Origin of the sequence: Kribbella pittospori (genome assembly GCF_004331465.1) — a bacterium.
GTDB classification, from domain to species: domain Bacteria; phylum Actinomycetota; class Actinomycetes; order Propionibacteriales; family Kribbellaceae; genus Kribbella; species Kribbella pittospori.
Genome location: NZ_SJKB01000020.1, coordinates 47,915 through 61,740 on the forward strand (window position 1 = coordinate 47,915; position 13,826 = coordinate 61,740).

Here is a 13,826-nt window from a genome sequence, read left to right on the forward strand (position 1 = left end):
CAGCTCGTAACATCAAGAGTGTGCGCGTGCTGATCGTCGAGGACGAACCCGAGATGGCGGACGCCGTTCGCGACGGCCTGCGCCTGGAAGCGATCGCGGCCGATATCGCCGGTGACGGTGACACGGCGCTCGAACTGCTGAGCATCAACAGCTACGACATCGCCGTACTCGACCGCGACATCCCCGGGCCGTCCGGCGACGAGATCGCCAAACGGATCGTTGCCTCCGGCAGCGGTATGCCGATCCTCATGCTCACCGCCGCCGACCGGCTCGACGACAAGGCCTCCGGGTTCGAACTCGGCGCCGACGACTACCTCACCAAGCCTTTCGCACTCCAGGAACTCGTGCTCCGGCTCAGAGCTCTCTACCGCAGGCGCGCCCACAACCGACCACCCGTGCGGGAGATCGCCGGCCTGCGGGTGGATCCGTTCCGCCGCGAGGTCTATCGCGATGGCCGATACGTCGCGCTCACGCGGAAGCAGTTCGCCGTACTCGAAGTACTCGTCACCGCCGAGGGCGGCATCGTCAGCGCCGAAGCGCTCCTGGCGCAGGCGTGGGACGAGAACGCTGATCCGTTCACCAACGCCGTACGCATCACTGTCTCCGCACTGCGCAAACGTCTGGGCGAGCCGTGGATCATCGCGACCGTGCCAGGCGTCGGCTACCGCATCGACACGGGAGGCGAGGGTGGTGGATAGAGAGCCTGGTTGGAGCGTTCGCCTCAAACTCACGCTCAGCTATGCGGGGTTCGTGATGCTTGTCGGCGTCTCGCTGCTCGCGGTCGTGTGGGTGTTCCTGCTGCGTTACGTACCGGTGCAGCTCTCCCCGTCGCCCATGTCTTTGCCCGACCGCTCCGACCTGACGGCGGCCTTCCTGCCGAAGGCCGTCATGATGTTGATGTTCCTGCTGGTCGTCGGCCTGGTCGGAGGCTGGATCATTGCCGGCAGCATGCTCGCGCCGCTGACTCGCATCACCCATGCGACCCGGCAGGCAGCGAACGGATCGCTCACGCACCGGATCCTGCTGGAAGGCCGCGAGGACGAGTTCCGCGAACTCGCCGACGCCTTCGACACCATGCTCGCCCGGCTCGAAGCGCACGACGCCGAGCAGAAGAGATTCGCGGCCAACGCCTCCCACGAACTGCGTACGCCGTTGGCGATCACGCAGACCCTTCTCGATGTGGCCCGCAACGATCTGAACGGCGACAACCGCGTGCTGGTCGACCGCCTGCACGCCGTCAACACCCGGGCGATCGACCTCACCGAAGCACTGCTCGTGCTCAGCCGCGCCGACCAGCGGTCCTTCACCCGGGAGCACGTCGACCTCTCCCTGCTGGCCGAAGAAGCCACCGAAACGCTTCTCGCACTCGCGGAGAAACAAGGCCTCACCATCGAGACCACCGGCACCGTGACGCCCACTATCGGCTCACACGCGCTGCTGTTGCAGCTGACAACGAACCTCGTGCACAACGCGATCGTCCACAACCTGCCCGACCACGGCACCGTGTGGGTCACGACCAGCGCCCGCCCCAGGACCGTGGTGCTCACCGTGGAGAACACCGGCGAGAAGCTCACGCCACAGCTGGTCTCCACGCTCACTGAGCCGTTCCAGCGCGGCACCCAACGCATCCGCACCGACCACGCGGGGGTCGGCCTCGGCCTGGCGATCGTCAGAAGCATCGCCCAAGCCCACGACGGAACCCTCACCCTCACGGCCCGGCCCACCGGCGGTCTCCGGGTGACGGTCGAACTACCCGCAGCACCTGTTTGACGATCAGGGGAAGCGCCTGGCGCTTCCCCTGATCTTCACGCCTTGGCCTTGCGAGCCCTCGGCTTCCGAGGCGCGGGATGCGAACCGTTGCCGTTGCCGTTGCCGTTGGCCTCGGTTTCCGGCTCGGCCGCGAACGGGATGAACGGCATGGTCAGCGGCAACGCCGCCAGCCGCATCAGCAGCAGGACGTTGTCGTCACCGGCGGTCTTGTTGAGCCGGAGGCGGCCGCAGTTGGTGCATCGGTGGATGAGGACCCACCGGCCCTCGCCGCGAACCGTGACCGCGATCGGTTCCATCCCGCCGCTGCAGTCGGCCTTGCGATCACCCGGGACGTTGCGGTCCAGATGACGCGACCACAGACAACTCGGGCAATGATTTCGATGGGTGGTTCCAGGGGCGTCGAGCGAAACCTCTACGCCGCAATGTTCACAGCTGAACGAACGTGCGAATGCCAAACCAAAGACCTTTCAGAGCGAAGCTGCTGGACATGACAGACATCGGCTTCCCTCCTCCCGGTCCGCGCCGGCTCACCCGGCGCACTCCCCCACAGCAGATCAGCCCTCATCCTCCACCGTCAATCGATTAACGGTCGGAGGCGGGCCGTGCACTTCTCGGGTCCACAGCCAGTCGATGATGCGGTCGACGCCGCGGGCGAGTTGGCGGCGGTACGTCGTGAACGGCAGGCCGAGCACCTCCGCGGCGCGTTCCTGGGTGGCGGCGGGTCGTAGGAAGGTGCGGTCGACAGCCCGGAACGGCCTCTCGTCACGCGGGTCGGCGCGCAGCGACTCGGCGGCCTCGAGGAGGAGGGCACGAAGCGTGTCGGCGGACGCGTCACCGTGGTCGCGGACGAGCCTGGAGCGCAGGAGCGGACTGCCGGCGAGCCGGTCCGGCCGGTGCAGCGACCGCAGGGCGGCGCGGACCGCCTGGGCGAACTCAGGCTGGGACAGCACCAGTTCCGGGTCGGCACCGGTGGGCGGTCCGGCAGGGGCGCCGATCTCCCGATCGGACATCAGCTCCAGCCAGCCCAAAGGCCCCAGCCGCCGGAAGTCGTGGGCGTACACGGCGTAGTGATGGCCGCCGACGTCGTACTCCGCCTCATGGGCCCGGTGGTAATCGATGTAGGCGAAGAAGGGCTCCCAGTAGGCCGCGTCCTCGAAACACGCGATGAAGTCCCAGGACAGTCCCGGGCTGGTGAGCACGTGCTGGATGTGCCGCGCGGTGATCACGTTGTTCGACGGCGACGGCTTCTGATAGACCTCGCGATCCATGAAGAACCTGGCCGCATAAACGGTCTCGCCCGGCCGCGGCGGGCCGTGTCGCTGTGCGTAGTCCCACATCGCCGCGGCGGCCGGGTCCGCGGCGAGGTCGGACTCGCCGACCAACTCCAGGCTGATCTCCCCGGCGTAGCCGATCGGGTCGCCGGCACCGGCCCGGAAGGCGACGAAATTCGCCGCGGGATGCCCGATCCACTGCGCTACGAACTCGGCCTGCTCAGCCCCCTGGTGCCGCTCGGTCATCGCCAGGATCGGAGCCCGGTCCTCGTCGCGGAGCTCGTCGGGGAAAGCCTGACCGAACGACTCCCACTCCCAAAAGCTCCTCATCGCCGGGTTGTTGCGATGGAGGAAGATGATGTCGGCGGTCCAGCGGTGCTGTTCCAGTCCCCTGGTACGGCGTGCCTGCTCCACCAGGTGCCGACGTACCCGCCGGTGCAGGTCGGCGTACGACGCTCGGTCCCGCCATCGCAGGTCCGCGTCGAGCACGTCCCGCGCCACGTCGTGCGGGAACACGCCGTACTGGTCCTCCTCGATGAACGAAAGTCCCCGCAGCCAGCCGAACAGCTCATGCGCGTCGTCGCCGCCGAGCGCGGTACGGAGCAGATCCTCGGTGGTGAACCGGGCATGCGCGCAGGCCTCCAACGCTTCCCGGTGCCGTGGGCTGGGGACCCACTCGACGAAGTGTTCGAGCAGTACCCGGACCACGTCCGGCGTTTCCTGCAGGGACAGGCCCGGTGCAAGGCCGCCTCGGTGCTGCTCGACGACATCAACCAGCAGGGACAGCGCAAGCGGATGACCGTGAGTCATCTCGAGCACCCGTCCGTGCAGGTCCTCGGGTACGCCGGCGGCGTGCAGGTAGGCGCGTGCGTCGTCGGGTTGCAGGTTGCGCAGGGCAACCACTCGCAACAGCTCGCTCCAGCCGTGATCGCTCGCCCACTGCGGCGATGGCGGCGTCCGCCCGGCGGCCACGACCAGCGCGTCCGCGGGCAGCGCCGGCAGGAACTCCTCCCGCAGCCAGTTGTCGAGCGGCAGCAACTGCTCGTAGGTGTCGATGAACAGAATCGGCCGTGCGTGCGCAGCGAGGCTCTCCAACGGTGCGGCTTGGTCCGGTACGCCGAGGGCCGCGCCGAGTGCGGCGTAGAACCCAGGCGGCGATGGCTCGATCGTCCGGGCGTCGAGACGTACCGCGGTGGCACCCGCCTCCTCGGCGGCCTCGGCGAGAGCGCCGAGCAAGGTGGTCTTCCCGATCCCTCCCGGCCCGTGCACGAACAGCACCGTGAAGCCGGACTCCGCCGACGTCACCGCCGTACGGAACAACTCGAGCTCACCGGTCCGCCCGACGAACCGCCGGCGCCGCGCCTGCCGCAGCCGATCCGCGACCGTGATCGCACCGGCCCGCGCCGTCGGCGTGGACTTGTCACGGCTCGTCATGCGCCACCCCCTCCGGCACTCCGAGCATCCTCAGTCCAACCTGCCCCTCGCCTCGTTGGCGGTCAAGACGAACGGACAGCTCGTACGGCGTTCGGACAGCGATTGGACAGTGATTGGTCTGGCAGGTGAGCAGGTCGGTGCCGCACGCTGCCGGCACTGAGACAGCTCCGGAGGTGTGAGATGGCGGAAATCGTCGTACTGGGCGCCGGCCTGAACGGCCTGGTCACCGCGATGCTCCTGGCCCGCGACGGCCACAGTGTGCAGGTCCTGGAACGGGACGAGGCCGCGCCCGGCGATGCCGACACTGTCTGGGACCAGTGGCAGCGGCCGGGAGTCAACCAGTTCCGCCAGCTGCACTTCATGTTGCCCCGCTGGCGGGCGCTGATGCAGCGCGAACTGCCCGCCGTCCTCGAGCAGGTGATCGCCTTCGGCGGCTGCCGCGTGAACGTGTTCGGTGAGCTGCCGGCCGGCCTGACCGGTGGCCCGCGCGACGGCGACGAGCGGTTCGATACGGTGACAGCCCGGCGTCCGGTCCTCGAGGCGGCTGCCGCTGCTGTCGCACAGCGAACCCACGGTGTTTCGATCCGCCGCGGCGTCACGGTCCGCGAACTGGTCACCGGCAACCGCCTGGTCGCGGCGGCACCACACGTGACCGGAGTGGTGATCGACGACGGCGCCGTACTCCCTGCCGATCTCGTCGTCGACGCGACCGGGCGACGATCGCCGATCGGCGTCATGGTTGAGTCCGCCGGCGGCCGTCGCCCCAATGAGGAGCGCGAGGACTCAGGATTCGTGTACTACGCCCGCCACTTCCGTTCGGCCGACGGATCCCGGCCCGCGGCCCTCGGCACATTGCTGCAGCACTTCGACAGCCTGTCGGTCCTGACCCTTCCCGGCGACAACGGCACGTGGGGCGTCGGATTCATCACGTCCGCGCGGGACAAGCACCTGCGCGGGCTGCGTGACACTTCCTCGTGGCAGACGGCCCTGAAGCTGTATCCGACCGCCGCCCACTGGGGAGAGGCCGAACCGATCACCGACGTACAGGTGATCGCCGGGATCGAAGACCGGTACCACCGCTTCGTCGTCGATGGCGAGCCGGTGGTCACCGGGCTCGTTGCGGTCGGCGATGCCTGGGCGTGCACGAACCCCTCGCTCGGCCGCGGCGCGTCGATCGGGATGCTGCACGCCTGCGCGCTGCGCGACCTGCTCCGCGACGTCAGCCCGGACCAGCCGGAGAAGCTGGTACGGCGGTTCGACGAGATCACCGAGAGCACGGTCGCCCCGCTGTACAGGATGACGCTGGCCTTCGACCGGCACCGGCTGAACGAACTCGCCGCCGACGTGGCCGGCGAGACGTATCAAACCTCAGACGCGAGCTGGGCGATGAGCAAAGCGTTGTACGCGGCCGCCCAGCACGATCCCGACGTACTGCGTGCGTACGCGTCTGTCATGTCGATGCTGAACACTCCCCAGGAGGCACTGGCAGCGCCCGGCCTGGTCAGCAAGGTCCTCACGCTCGGCGCCAACGCGCCGCAGTACCCGATCCCTGGCCCCGGCCGCGCACAACTCCTCTCCGCGATCACGAACTAGGAGCTCGCCATGCGCATCGACATCAACGGAACAACCCTCGAGGTCGAGGACCTCGGCGACGGCGAGCCCGTCCTCCTGCTGCACGGCTGGCCCGACAGCCATGAGGTCTGGCGCCACCAGGTCGCGGCGCTCGGCGATGCCGGTTACCGAACCATCGCCCCGGACCTCCGCGGATTCGGCGGGTCCGACAAGCCCGGCTCTGTCGCGAGCTACGGCATGATTCAGATGGTCAGCGACCTGATCGGTCTCCTCGACGTCCTCGGCGCGCCACGGGCCAATGTCGTGGGTCACGACTGGGGCGGTGCGATCGGCGCGGTACTCGCCGCGCTGTCGCCCGAGCGGGTTGCCACCCTGACCTGCGTGTCGGTCGGCCACCCGGCGGCGTTCGCGGCCGCCGGCTGGGCCCAGCGCGAGAAGTCCTGGTACATGCTGCTGTTCCAGTTCCCCGGCGTCGCCGAACACTGGCTCGCCGACAACGACTTCGCGAACCTGCGGGCGTGGAGCCGGCACCCGGACATCGAGTCCGTCATCGCGCACCTCCGCGACCCCGCCGCCCTGACGGCAAGCCTCGGCGTCTACCGCGCGATCCTGCCGCCGGAGTCGCTGATCCGCCCACCGACGGACCTCCCGCGCATCCAAGCACCGACGATGGGAATCTGGACCACCGACGACCTCGCCATCACCGAAGAGGCCCTGACCGGCACCGCAGCCTTCGTCGACGCCCCCTGGCGGTACGAGCGAATCAACAACATCGGCCACTGGCCCCAACTCGACGCCCCCGACCAGGTAAACACCCTGCTCCTCAACTTCCTCTCCACCCTCCCCACTCCCACACCAGCGCGCTCCTGATCGCCCACGCCCGGCGTGCACAGCCCCCAAAGCGGCGTACGACGACGGTCCCGACCCACAGAACCATGTGAACACGTGATGTCCGCAAGGCGTCAGGACTGGGCGAGCTGCGGGATGAACGCGGCCAGCGCGCTGGTGAGCAGTCGCGAGAAGACCGCACGGCCGGTCTACGGATCCCGCAGGAGGCAGACTCCCCGGGCCAGGAAGCGCCCGGAACCGGCCGGCACGGGGTCACGCGGTGGGTCAGTCCGAGCGTCCAGTGCCTGGGCTCGTGGCCACGAGTCCGACAACGCCTCCGAGCGCGGTTGTCGCGAGGGCCAACGGTGCCTCCGCGGCCTTGCCTTGATAGATCAGGACGAACGCCATAGTGCCGAACACGAAGATCGCCGCGGTCATCGTCATGACGACGATGTACCACAGATGCTGACGGGTGCGGCGGTCTGGATTGCCGAGAACCCCCTGGGCCAGCTGTCGCTGCTGATCGCTTGGCAGAGCGCGCACCGCACCCTCCGCTGCAGCCCTTTTCTGCGTGGTCGTGTCCAGACTCTGTACGACGCTGGCGGCCAGGTCCTCCTTCGCCTCGTTAGGGAGCCTGCCGACCACCTCCTCTGCAGCGGCCTTCTGCTGTGCGGGCGTGTCCAAGCCCTGCACAACAACCGCCGGCAGCGACTGAATCTCCGAACGCGTCAACGTCCGCGCAGCCTGATCCGCCGCCGCTCGAGCTGTGGAAAGACGACCGCGAGCCACGTCTTGATTGGATGAACCACCCAGGTCCGAATCGATCGCATCGGCCATCTCAGGCCTCCCTATCGGTCACCGAGGCCGCGTTGACGACGTCTCGGATAGTCAGGGCAACCGACACTTCGGCCGGTTGGGTCGGTGTTACTTGGTTGTCCAGCGGCGGGCTGCATTCAGGTCGACCATGTCGGCCGGCCGGTCGCCGAAACGCCAGAGTGAGCGTTTGCCCGTCGGAGAGATGACGACGCAGATTGTGCCGAGTGCCTTGTTGGTGCTGTCCTTCGCGCTGGTGTAGTGAATGCCGAGCTCATGGTCTGCCTTCCGCTTGATCTTCCCGGAGCTCACGGCCTGGAGCGCTTCACGGATCGCCTGCTGCGAAACGGTGTGCGGAAAGTTGTACTTTCCTCCACCTGCGACTGAGGAGACCAGGCTCAGTGCCGGGGCGATCTGTTCGACGAGTTCGAGGCTGAGGCCGTGCTTTGACAGGTGATGAGGGACCTTGAACACATCCGCCTTGAGAGGATCCTTGCCTAGCGCAACGCGCAAGGCCGAGGCCGCCGCAGATTCATCCGGGTGCAGTTCCGGGAAGTCCGTCAGCGCATGGGCCCATGAGACGGTTTGCGCGTCGGCACCGAGCAGAAGTCGCTGCGTTCTCGGCCTGACGAATTCGCGATCGGGAGACTGCTGGACAACGCGGCTGGCCGGGAATTCCAGGCGCATCGCGATCGACGAGTTGTTGATCTCGATGCCATAGGTGTCGAATCGGTTGCGCAGAGATATCGCGGGCGTCAGCGTCATGACCTGCACGTGGCCGATGTAGCGGGTGTACCCGGCTGTCGGCTGTGAGTGCCGCACGCTGTGACCCGCGCTGTCCAGATCCTCGATGACTCGCATCATCTCCGCGTACGCCGCCACCGTGTGGAAGTAGCCCGGCTCCCAGAACTCGCCGATTTGGTCGCCGAACTTGTCCAGGAACTCCGGCATGCCACCGATGTGATCCTGATGTGGGTGAGTAGCCACGACGAGCTCGAACAGTGGTCTGCCGGGCGGTGGCTCCTTCAACAGACCGACGCCCCCCAGCTTTGCGACCAACTGCGGAAGCTTCTTCGTCGTCGCACAATCGACCACGACGGCGTGGCGATGGCCCCCGGGTGTCTCCGGGAGGAGGATCAGTTGCGTGTCACCGTCGCCGACGTTGAGCAAGAAGTAGACCAAGTCATCTTTGTCGATCGACGTCTCGAAGCGAGTCGACGCGTCGAACGATGCCGCGTCCAGCGTCTCAACCAAGGTCTCTGTCATCGCGCCTCCCCCAGGTGCGCACGCCATTCCGCAGGCTCGGTCACTGCGGGAAGTCGACCCTGGTCATGCGATGCCGTTTCAGCGACCGATCCATCAAGTGGCGCCGCCACCGCACCGTAGAACGAGGCTCGTGCTGCGTTCCGTGCGGCCGCCGTGATGTCCACGATCGGACCGATGGGTTTCAGCAGCTGGCGCTGTGCTCGGCTGGCGAGCATCATCGCGAACGCGTCGCCGATCTGCGGCGGCCGCTCGCGCAACTCTGCGGGTACGCGCCGCTCTCGGGCCAGCGTCTGCCAAGCGTTCGTTGACACGGAGACTTCAACGACTCGACCGAGGCGATGCCGCACCCTGCCCAGGTCATCTGTTCGCGGCCATTCAGACAGGACGAACAACAGTTCGCCGGCCGGGGCATCGCGCTCATCGATGACCACGTACGTCAGCGCCGAGACCAAATCCGGAGCGACGTTTTCCAGCACTGCTGGGATCCACGGCGTGTCCCGCAACGGAATCTGAACCGCCCGGCCAGTCTTAGCCGCCGCACGGTTCTCCAGCCAGTTCACAGCTGACCTTCACAACAATGCTCGGCGCACACTTCAGCCGACCTCAATGCCCCCATCGACCCTCCCCAGAGTCGTTGAACGCAGTGTGCACCCACCGACTCGTACGAACAAGAGGCTAGCCAAATGAAACTGATGATGACTTGTGCGGTCGTGTGAATGCGCATGGCCAGCACGAGCTCCCCATCGTTGATCCAGCACTGCGCCGTATCAACTTCCATCTGCGGTGTCGCCTCGAGGCGGCCCCGGACGCACCCACCCACTCTCTTCGGTTGCCCTAGGCAATATGTGCATGAAGTTGTCCATTGCAAATCAATCCTTGTGACCAGCTCAACCACAGGCTTGATTCACTTGTTTGGGCAACCGCACCATTCGCATCGATTGCACGGACCAAAGTCTTCGGCGCCGAGAAGCGAGACCATCAAGGTCAGAGCTCGCCTTTCCCACAGCAACGTCTTGGAGGGACACTTCCTGTCCGCCCTCCCCACGTACGTCTGAGGCCTAGGCCACGCCTGCGTGCTCGCGATGGATTCGGCCCTTGGTGGTTGACAGGGGTTGGCCCGTGGCTGAGGAGCGGGTGGCGATGATTTCGGCTGCGATGGAGATTGCGGTCTCCTCGGGGGTGCGCGCCTAGGTCCAAGCCGGTGGGTGACGACAGGCGGGTGAGCTCGGCCTCGGTCACACCGGCTGCTCGCAGGCGGGACAGGCGATCCTCGTGGGTGCGGCGTGATCCCATCGCACCGATGTAGCCGGCGTCGGTGCGCAGCGCCACCTCCAGCAGCGGTACGTCGAACTTCGGGTCGTGGGTGAGCACGCACAGGACGCTGCGGCGATCCACCAAGCCTTGTTCTACGCCTCCGCGAGGAAACGGTGCGGCCAGCGCACCACGACCTCGTCCGCCTCGGGAAACCGCTGCCGAGTGGCGAACACGCCGCGCGCGTCGCACACCGTCACGTGGTGGCCGAGGAACTTGCCCACCCGAGCCACGGCGACCGCGAAATCGATCGCGCCGAAGACGAACATCCGCGGCGGAGGCGTGAACGCCTGGACGAACACCGCGACCTCGGCCCGCTGGCACTCCCCCCTGCGCTCTGTAGTACCGGATCGCGGTGGCACCTTGGTCGAGCATCGCCACGGCGTCCTCGATGACGGCGGTGTCCAAGCCCGAGTCACCGAGACTCCCGGTGACTCCGTCCGGCCAGACAATCAACCGTTGCCCCAGGCCCTCTCCGGTGGTGACCACAGTCGCCCACCGCCATCGCCGCGCCAGGTTGACGCGGCGCCGAGCGGAACGTGTCGATGACCGTCGCCACGGCGAACCGCCCGCCATCGGCGTACCACGGCCGGATGTGCGGGAGCAGATCACGCACGCTGCCTCACATGTCCTGGGCACCGGCCTTGATGGCCTCGCGGATCCGGGAGTAGGTGCCGCACCGGCAGATGTTGCGCAGTTCGTCGATGTCCGCATCGGTGATCTCGTGGCCCTCCGCGTGGGCCTGCTTCACCTTGGCCACGGCTGCCATGATCTGGCCCGGCTGGCAGTAGCCACACTGGGAGACGTCTTGGTCGAGCCAGGCCTGCTGCATCGGGTGCAGGTCCTTGCCGACGGTCGCCGGCAAGCCTTCGATCGTGGTGATCTCGTCGTCCGGCTCGATGTCCTTCACCTGCACCGAGCACGGATTGAAGGCCTTGCCGTTGATGTGCGAGGTGCACGACTTGCAGACCTCGAGCGCACATCCGTACTTCGGGCCGGTGACGCCGAGCAGGTCGCGCAGAACCCACAGCAGGCGGACGTTGCCCTCGGCCTCGACGCTGATCTGCTTGCCGTTGAGTGTGAAAGTGTGGGTGGCCATGAATTCCTCAGAACGTGTGGTCGAGACCGTCGGTCGGTGACTGCGGGGTGGACGGCTCCAGCGGCAGCGGCTCGAAGCCCAGCGTGCCGTGGTTGATCGGGAAGTACGTCGGCATCGTCCCGGTGGCACGGGCGTAGGCACACGCGACCGCGGCGAAGGCCGGGGCCACCGCCAGCTCACCGGCACCGCTGGGACTGTCGCTGGTGTTGGGCATGATGACCACCTGGACGTCCGGCGGCGTGTTCCACTGCCGGGTGTAGAAGTAGTCGTCCCAACTGCCTTCGAGCGGCATGCCGTTCTTGATGTGCAGGCTCGAGGTCAGCGCGAGCGCGATCGCGTCCTGCAGGCCACCGATCATCTGAGCTTCCAGCCCGCGTGGGTTGATGCAGAACCCGGGATCGACCACGATGACGGCCTTGGTCACGCGCGGGCCGGTTACGCCTTCCTTGATGGGGCGGTTCACAGTCTCCGGCCGGCAGTCGATCTCGACCAGTGTCGCGACCGCACCCCGGTACTCCGCGTGCACCGCGACACCCTGCGCCGTACCTTTCGGCATCGTCTTGCCCCATCGGCCGACCTCAGCCGCCTTGTTCAGCACCGCCAGCAGTCGCTTGTCCTTGAGGAAGTTGCGACGGAACCGCACCGGGTCCTGACCGAACTTCGCGGCCAGCCGGTCGACCACGAGTTCCTCGGCGCACACGACGTTCGGCGAGTAGATGTTGCGCATGCTGCCGGTGTTGAACTTCAGCGGGATCTCGTTCAGCAACTGCGTGGTGACACCGAAGTTGTACGGCGAGGACTGGCTCAGCGCGAAGATCGTCTCGGCGAACGACAGGTTGCCGCCGACCGGCAGATCCGCGGCGAACGCGGTGATCATCTCGCCGAGCCCGTGGCCGAAGTCCGTCTCCACACTGGTGTGCCGCTGCTCGTAGCTGAGCACGTTGCCGGCCAGGTAGTTGACCCGGACGCGCGACGTACACATCGGGTGGACGCGGCCCTGGCGGAAGTTGTCCGTGCGCGACCACGACAGCTTCACCGGCTTGCCCATCTTCTGGGAGATCTCCGCCGCCTCGGCCGCCACATCATGGAACAGGTGGCGGCCGAAGGAGCCGCCGCCCTGGATGACGTGCACCTTCACCGCGTCGATCGGCAGCCCGAGCTGCTTGGCGATGTCCTCCTGGGCGACGATCGGGACCTTGAGGCTGGCCCAGATCTCGGCGCTGTCCGGGGTGACATCGGCGATCGCGCAGTCCGGTTCCAGCGGGCTGTTGCTGGCGAACGCGAAGACGAACTCGGCGTCGATGGTGTTCGACAGCAGCGGCGGCACAGCCATCGGCAACTGAGCCGCACGCAGCTTCGCCAGCACCGTGGCGTCGGACTCGCCGTCCACAGTTCCGGGGCCCCAGGTCGCTTCGACGATCTGGATGGCGTCGATGCATTGGCCGAACGTCTCGCCCCGGATCGCCACACCGTGGGTGATGGGGACGACGTCGGTGATACCGGGCATCGCGCGGATGGCGGCGAGATTGTTCACCGACTTCACGGTGCCGTTGATCGTCGGCGGCCGGGCCACCATGGTCGGCTTCGCGTTCGGGACCTCCATGTCCATCCCGAACTGCTTGCGGCCGGTGACGATGTCGTGAGCGTCGACGCGGTTGTGCGGGCGCCCGAGAACGCTGAACTCGGACTGGGGTTTGAGCTCGGCGGACACCTTGATCGTCCGGGAACTGGCGGCAGCCCGGGTCAGCGACCCGTACGTCGCCGTCCGCCCACTCGGTCCACTGACCAAACCGCCGCGAGTCGTCACCTTGCCGGCCGACACGCCCCAGTGCGCAGCGGCCGTTTCCACCAGGCGCTGCCGAGTGATCGCGGCGGCCGTGCGGACCGGGAGGTACATGCTGCGCATCGAGTTCGAGCCGCCGGTCAGCTGATTCATCAGCAACTCCGGCCGCGCGTCGGCGAGCCCGATGGTGACCTTGTCCATCGGCAGGTCCAGTTCCTCGGCGACGATCATCGCGATCGCCGTGGTCATGCCCTGGCCGACCTCTGCCCTGGGTACGGCGAAGTACGCGGTGCCGTCGTCCTTCAGTTCGACCGAGATCAGACCGGAGGTCGGCGCGGCCGCGAGATTCTGCAGATCGCCGAGGTCGAAGATCTCCTCGGGCTGAGGCAGTGAGGGAACCGCGGCATCCGCCGCCCGGGGATCGGCCGAGCCGGCGATCCAGCTCACCCCGACCGCCAGGGTCGGCGCGGCGAGAATGTACCCGAGGACGCGACGGCGCCCCAGTAGGCCGCGCTCGCCGGCCGGCTGTTCTGTTGACTCGTCCGGCGACCGACGGTGTTCGGCCATGAAGATTCCTCCGTGTTTCGACCAGTGCAGGGAACGCAGTCTGACAGCGCTGAAGGCGCCGCGGCATGGCCAGAACGCCTACGTTTGGGCGGCCCGGACTGTGCACAACGCA

14 protein-coding genes are annotated in these 13,826 nt (G+C 67.2%); 4 read left to right on the forward strand and 10 right to left on the reverse strand.

The window, feature by feature from the left end; all coding sequences use genetic code 11:
* Window positions 1-20: 20 nt before the first annotated feature.
* Both E0H73_RS39495 and E0H73_RS39500 read left to right on the forward strand, forming a co-directional pair.
* Window positions 21-698, forward strand: coding sequence for a response regulator transcription factor (locus tag E0H73_RS39495; RefSeq protein ID WP_131365384.1), 678 nt, complete (start codon window positions 21-23; stop codon window positions 696-698).
* The gene (locus E0H73_RS39500) at window positions 691-1,770 is read left to right on the forward strand and encodes a sensor histidine kinase (RefSeq protein ID WP_131365481.1); all 1,080 of its coding nucleotides are present in this window, start codon (window positions 691-693) and stop codon (window positions 1,768-1,770) included. Before E0H73_RS39495 ends, E0H73_RS39500 begins: the two co-directional genes overlap by 8 nt.
* 35 nt (window positions 1,771-1,805) lie before the next feature.
* On the opposite strand, the gene E0H73_RS39505 is transcribed toward E0H73_RS39500, so the two are convergent.
* Together E0H73_RS39505 and E0H73_RS39510 are read right to left on the reverse strand one after the other, a co-directional pair.
* Window positions 1,806-2,225 carry an RNHCP domain-containing protein gene (locus tag E0H73_RS39505; RefSeq protein ID WP_131365386.1) on the reverse strand — a complete coding sequence of 140 codons (420 nt, stop codon included), beginning with the start codon at window positions 2,223-2,225 and terminating at the stop codon, window positions 1,806-1,808.
* Between the two features lie 99 nt (window positions 2,226-2,324).
* A complete protein-coding gene (locus E0H73_RS39510) occupies window positions 2,325-4,475 on the reverse strand; it encodes an AAA family ATPase (protein WP_131365388.1) in 2,151 nt (716 codons plus the stop codon).
* A 180-nt stretch (window positions 4,476-4,655) separates the two neighbouring features.
* On the opposite strand from E0H73_RS39510, the gene E0H73_RS39515 reads away from it, so the two are divergent.
* Window positions 4,656-6,068 (forward strand): FAD-dependent oxidoreductase, encoded by a 1,413-nt coding sequence (locus E0H73_RS39515; protein ID WP_131365389.1) that lies wholly within the window; start codon window positions 4,656-4,658, stop codon window positions 6,066-6,068.
* A 9-nt stretch (window positions 6,069-6,077) separates the two neighbouring features.
* Window positions 6,078-6,917, forward strand: a complete 840-nt coding sequence (locus tag E0H73_RS39520; protein ID WP_131365391.1) for an alpha/beta fold hydrolase — start codon at window positions 6,078-6,080, stop codon at window positions 6,915-6,917.
* Between the two features lie 243 nt (window positions 6,918-7,160).
* Here the strand turns inward: E0H73_RS39520 and E0H73_RS39525 are convergent, their stop codons facing one another.
* The 8 genes from E0H73_RS39525 to E0H73_RS39550 form a co-directional block, all read right to left on the reverse strand.
* Window positions 7,161-7,712 carry a hypothetical protein gene (locus E0H73_RS39525; protein WP_131365393.1) on the reverse strand — a complete coding sequence of 184 codons (552 nt, stop codon included), beginning with the start codon at window positions 7,710-7,712 and terminating at the stop codon, window positions 7,161-7,163.
* An 87-nt stretch (window positions 7,713-7,799) separates the two neighbouring features.
* Entirely contained in the window at window positions 7,800-8,954 is a 1,155-nt protein-coding gene (locus tag E0H73_RS39530; protein WP_165556006.1) for a ComEC/Rec2 family competence protein, read from the reverse strand.
* Window positions 8,951-9,514, reverse strand: a complete 564-nt coding sequence (locus tag E0H73_RS39535) for a hypothetical protein (RefSeq protein ID WP_131365397.1) — start codon at window positions 9,512-9,514, stop codon at window positions 8,951-8,953. The genes E0H73_RS39530 and E0H73_RS39535 overlap by 4 nt, the downstream gene beginning before the upstream one ends.
* Before the next feature lie 424 nt (window positions 9,515-9,938).
* Window positions 9,939-10,457 (reverse strand): XdhC family protein, encoded by a 519-nt coding sequence (locus E0H73_RS46240; protein ID WP_238164572.1) that lies wholly within the window; start codon window positions 10,455-10,457, stop codon window positions 9,939-9,941.
* Entirely contained in the window at window positions 10,361-10,567 is a 207-nt protein-coding gene (locus E0H73_RS47615) for an XdhC family protein (protein WP_238164568.1), read from the reverse strand. Before E0H73_RS47615 ends, E0H73_RS46240 begins: the two co-directional genes overlap by 97 nt.
* A gap of 113 nt (window positions 10,568-10,680) precedes the next feature.
* Window positions 10,681-10,881, reverse strand: coding sequence for an XdhC family protein (locus E0H73_RS48505; protein ID WP_165556007.1), 201 nt, complete (start codon window positions 10,879-10,881; stop codon window positions 10,681-10,683).
* A gap of 6 nt (window positions 10,882-10,887) precedes the next feature.
* Complete coding sequence (locus E0H73_RS39545) at window positions 10,888-11,364, reverse strand: (2Fe-2S)-binding protein (protein WP_131365399.1); 477 nt, start codon at window positions 11,362-11,364, stop codon at window positions 10,888-10,890.
* Between the two features lie 7 nt (window positions 11,365-11,371).
* A complete protein-coding gene (locus E0H73_RS39550) occupies window positions 11,372-13,714 on the reverse strand; it encodes a molybdopterin cofactor-binding domain-containing protein (RefSeq protein WP_131365401.1) in 2,343 nt (780 codons plus the stop codon).
* Window positions 13,715-13,826: the final 112 nt, after the last annotated feature.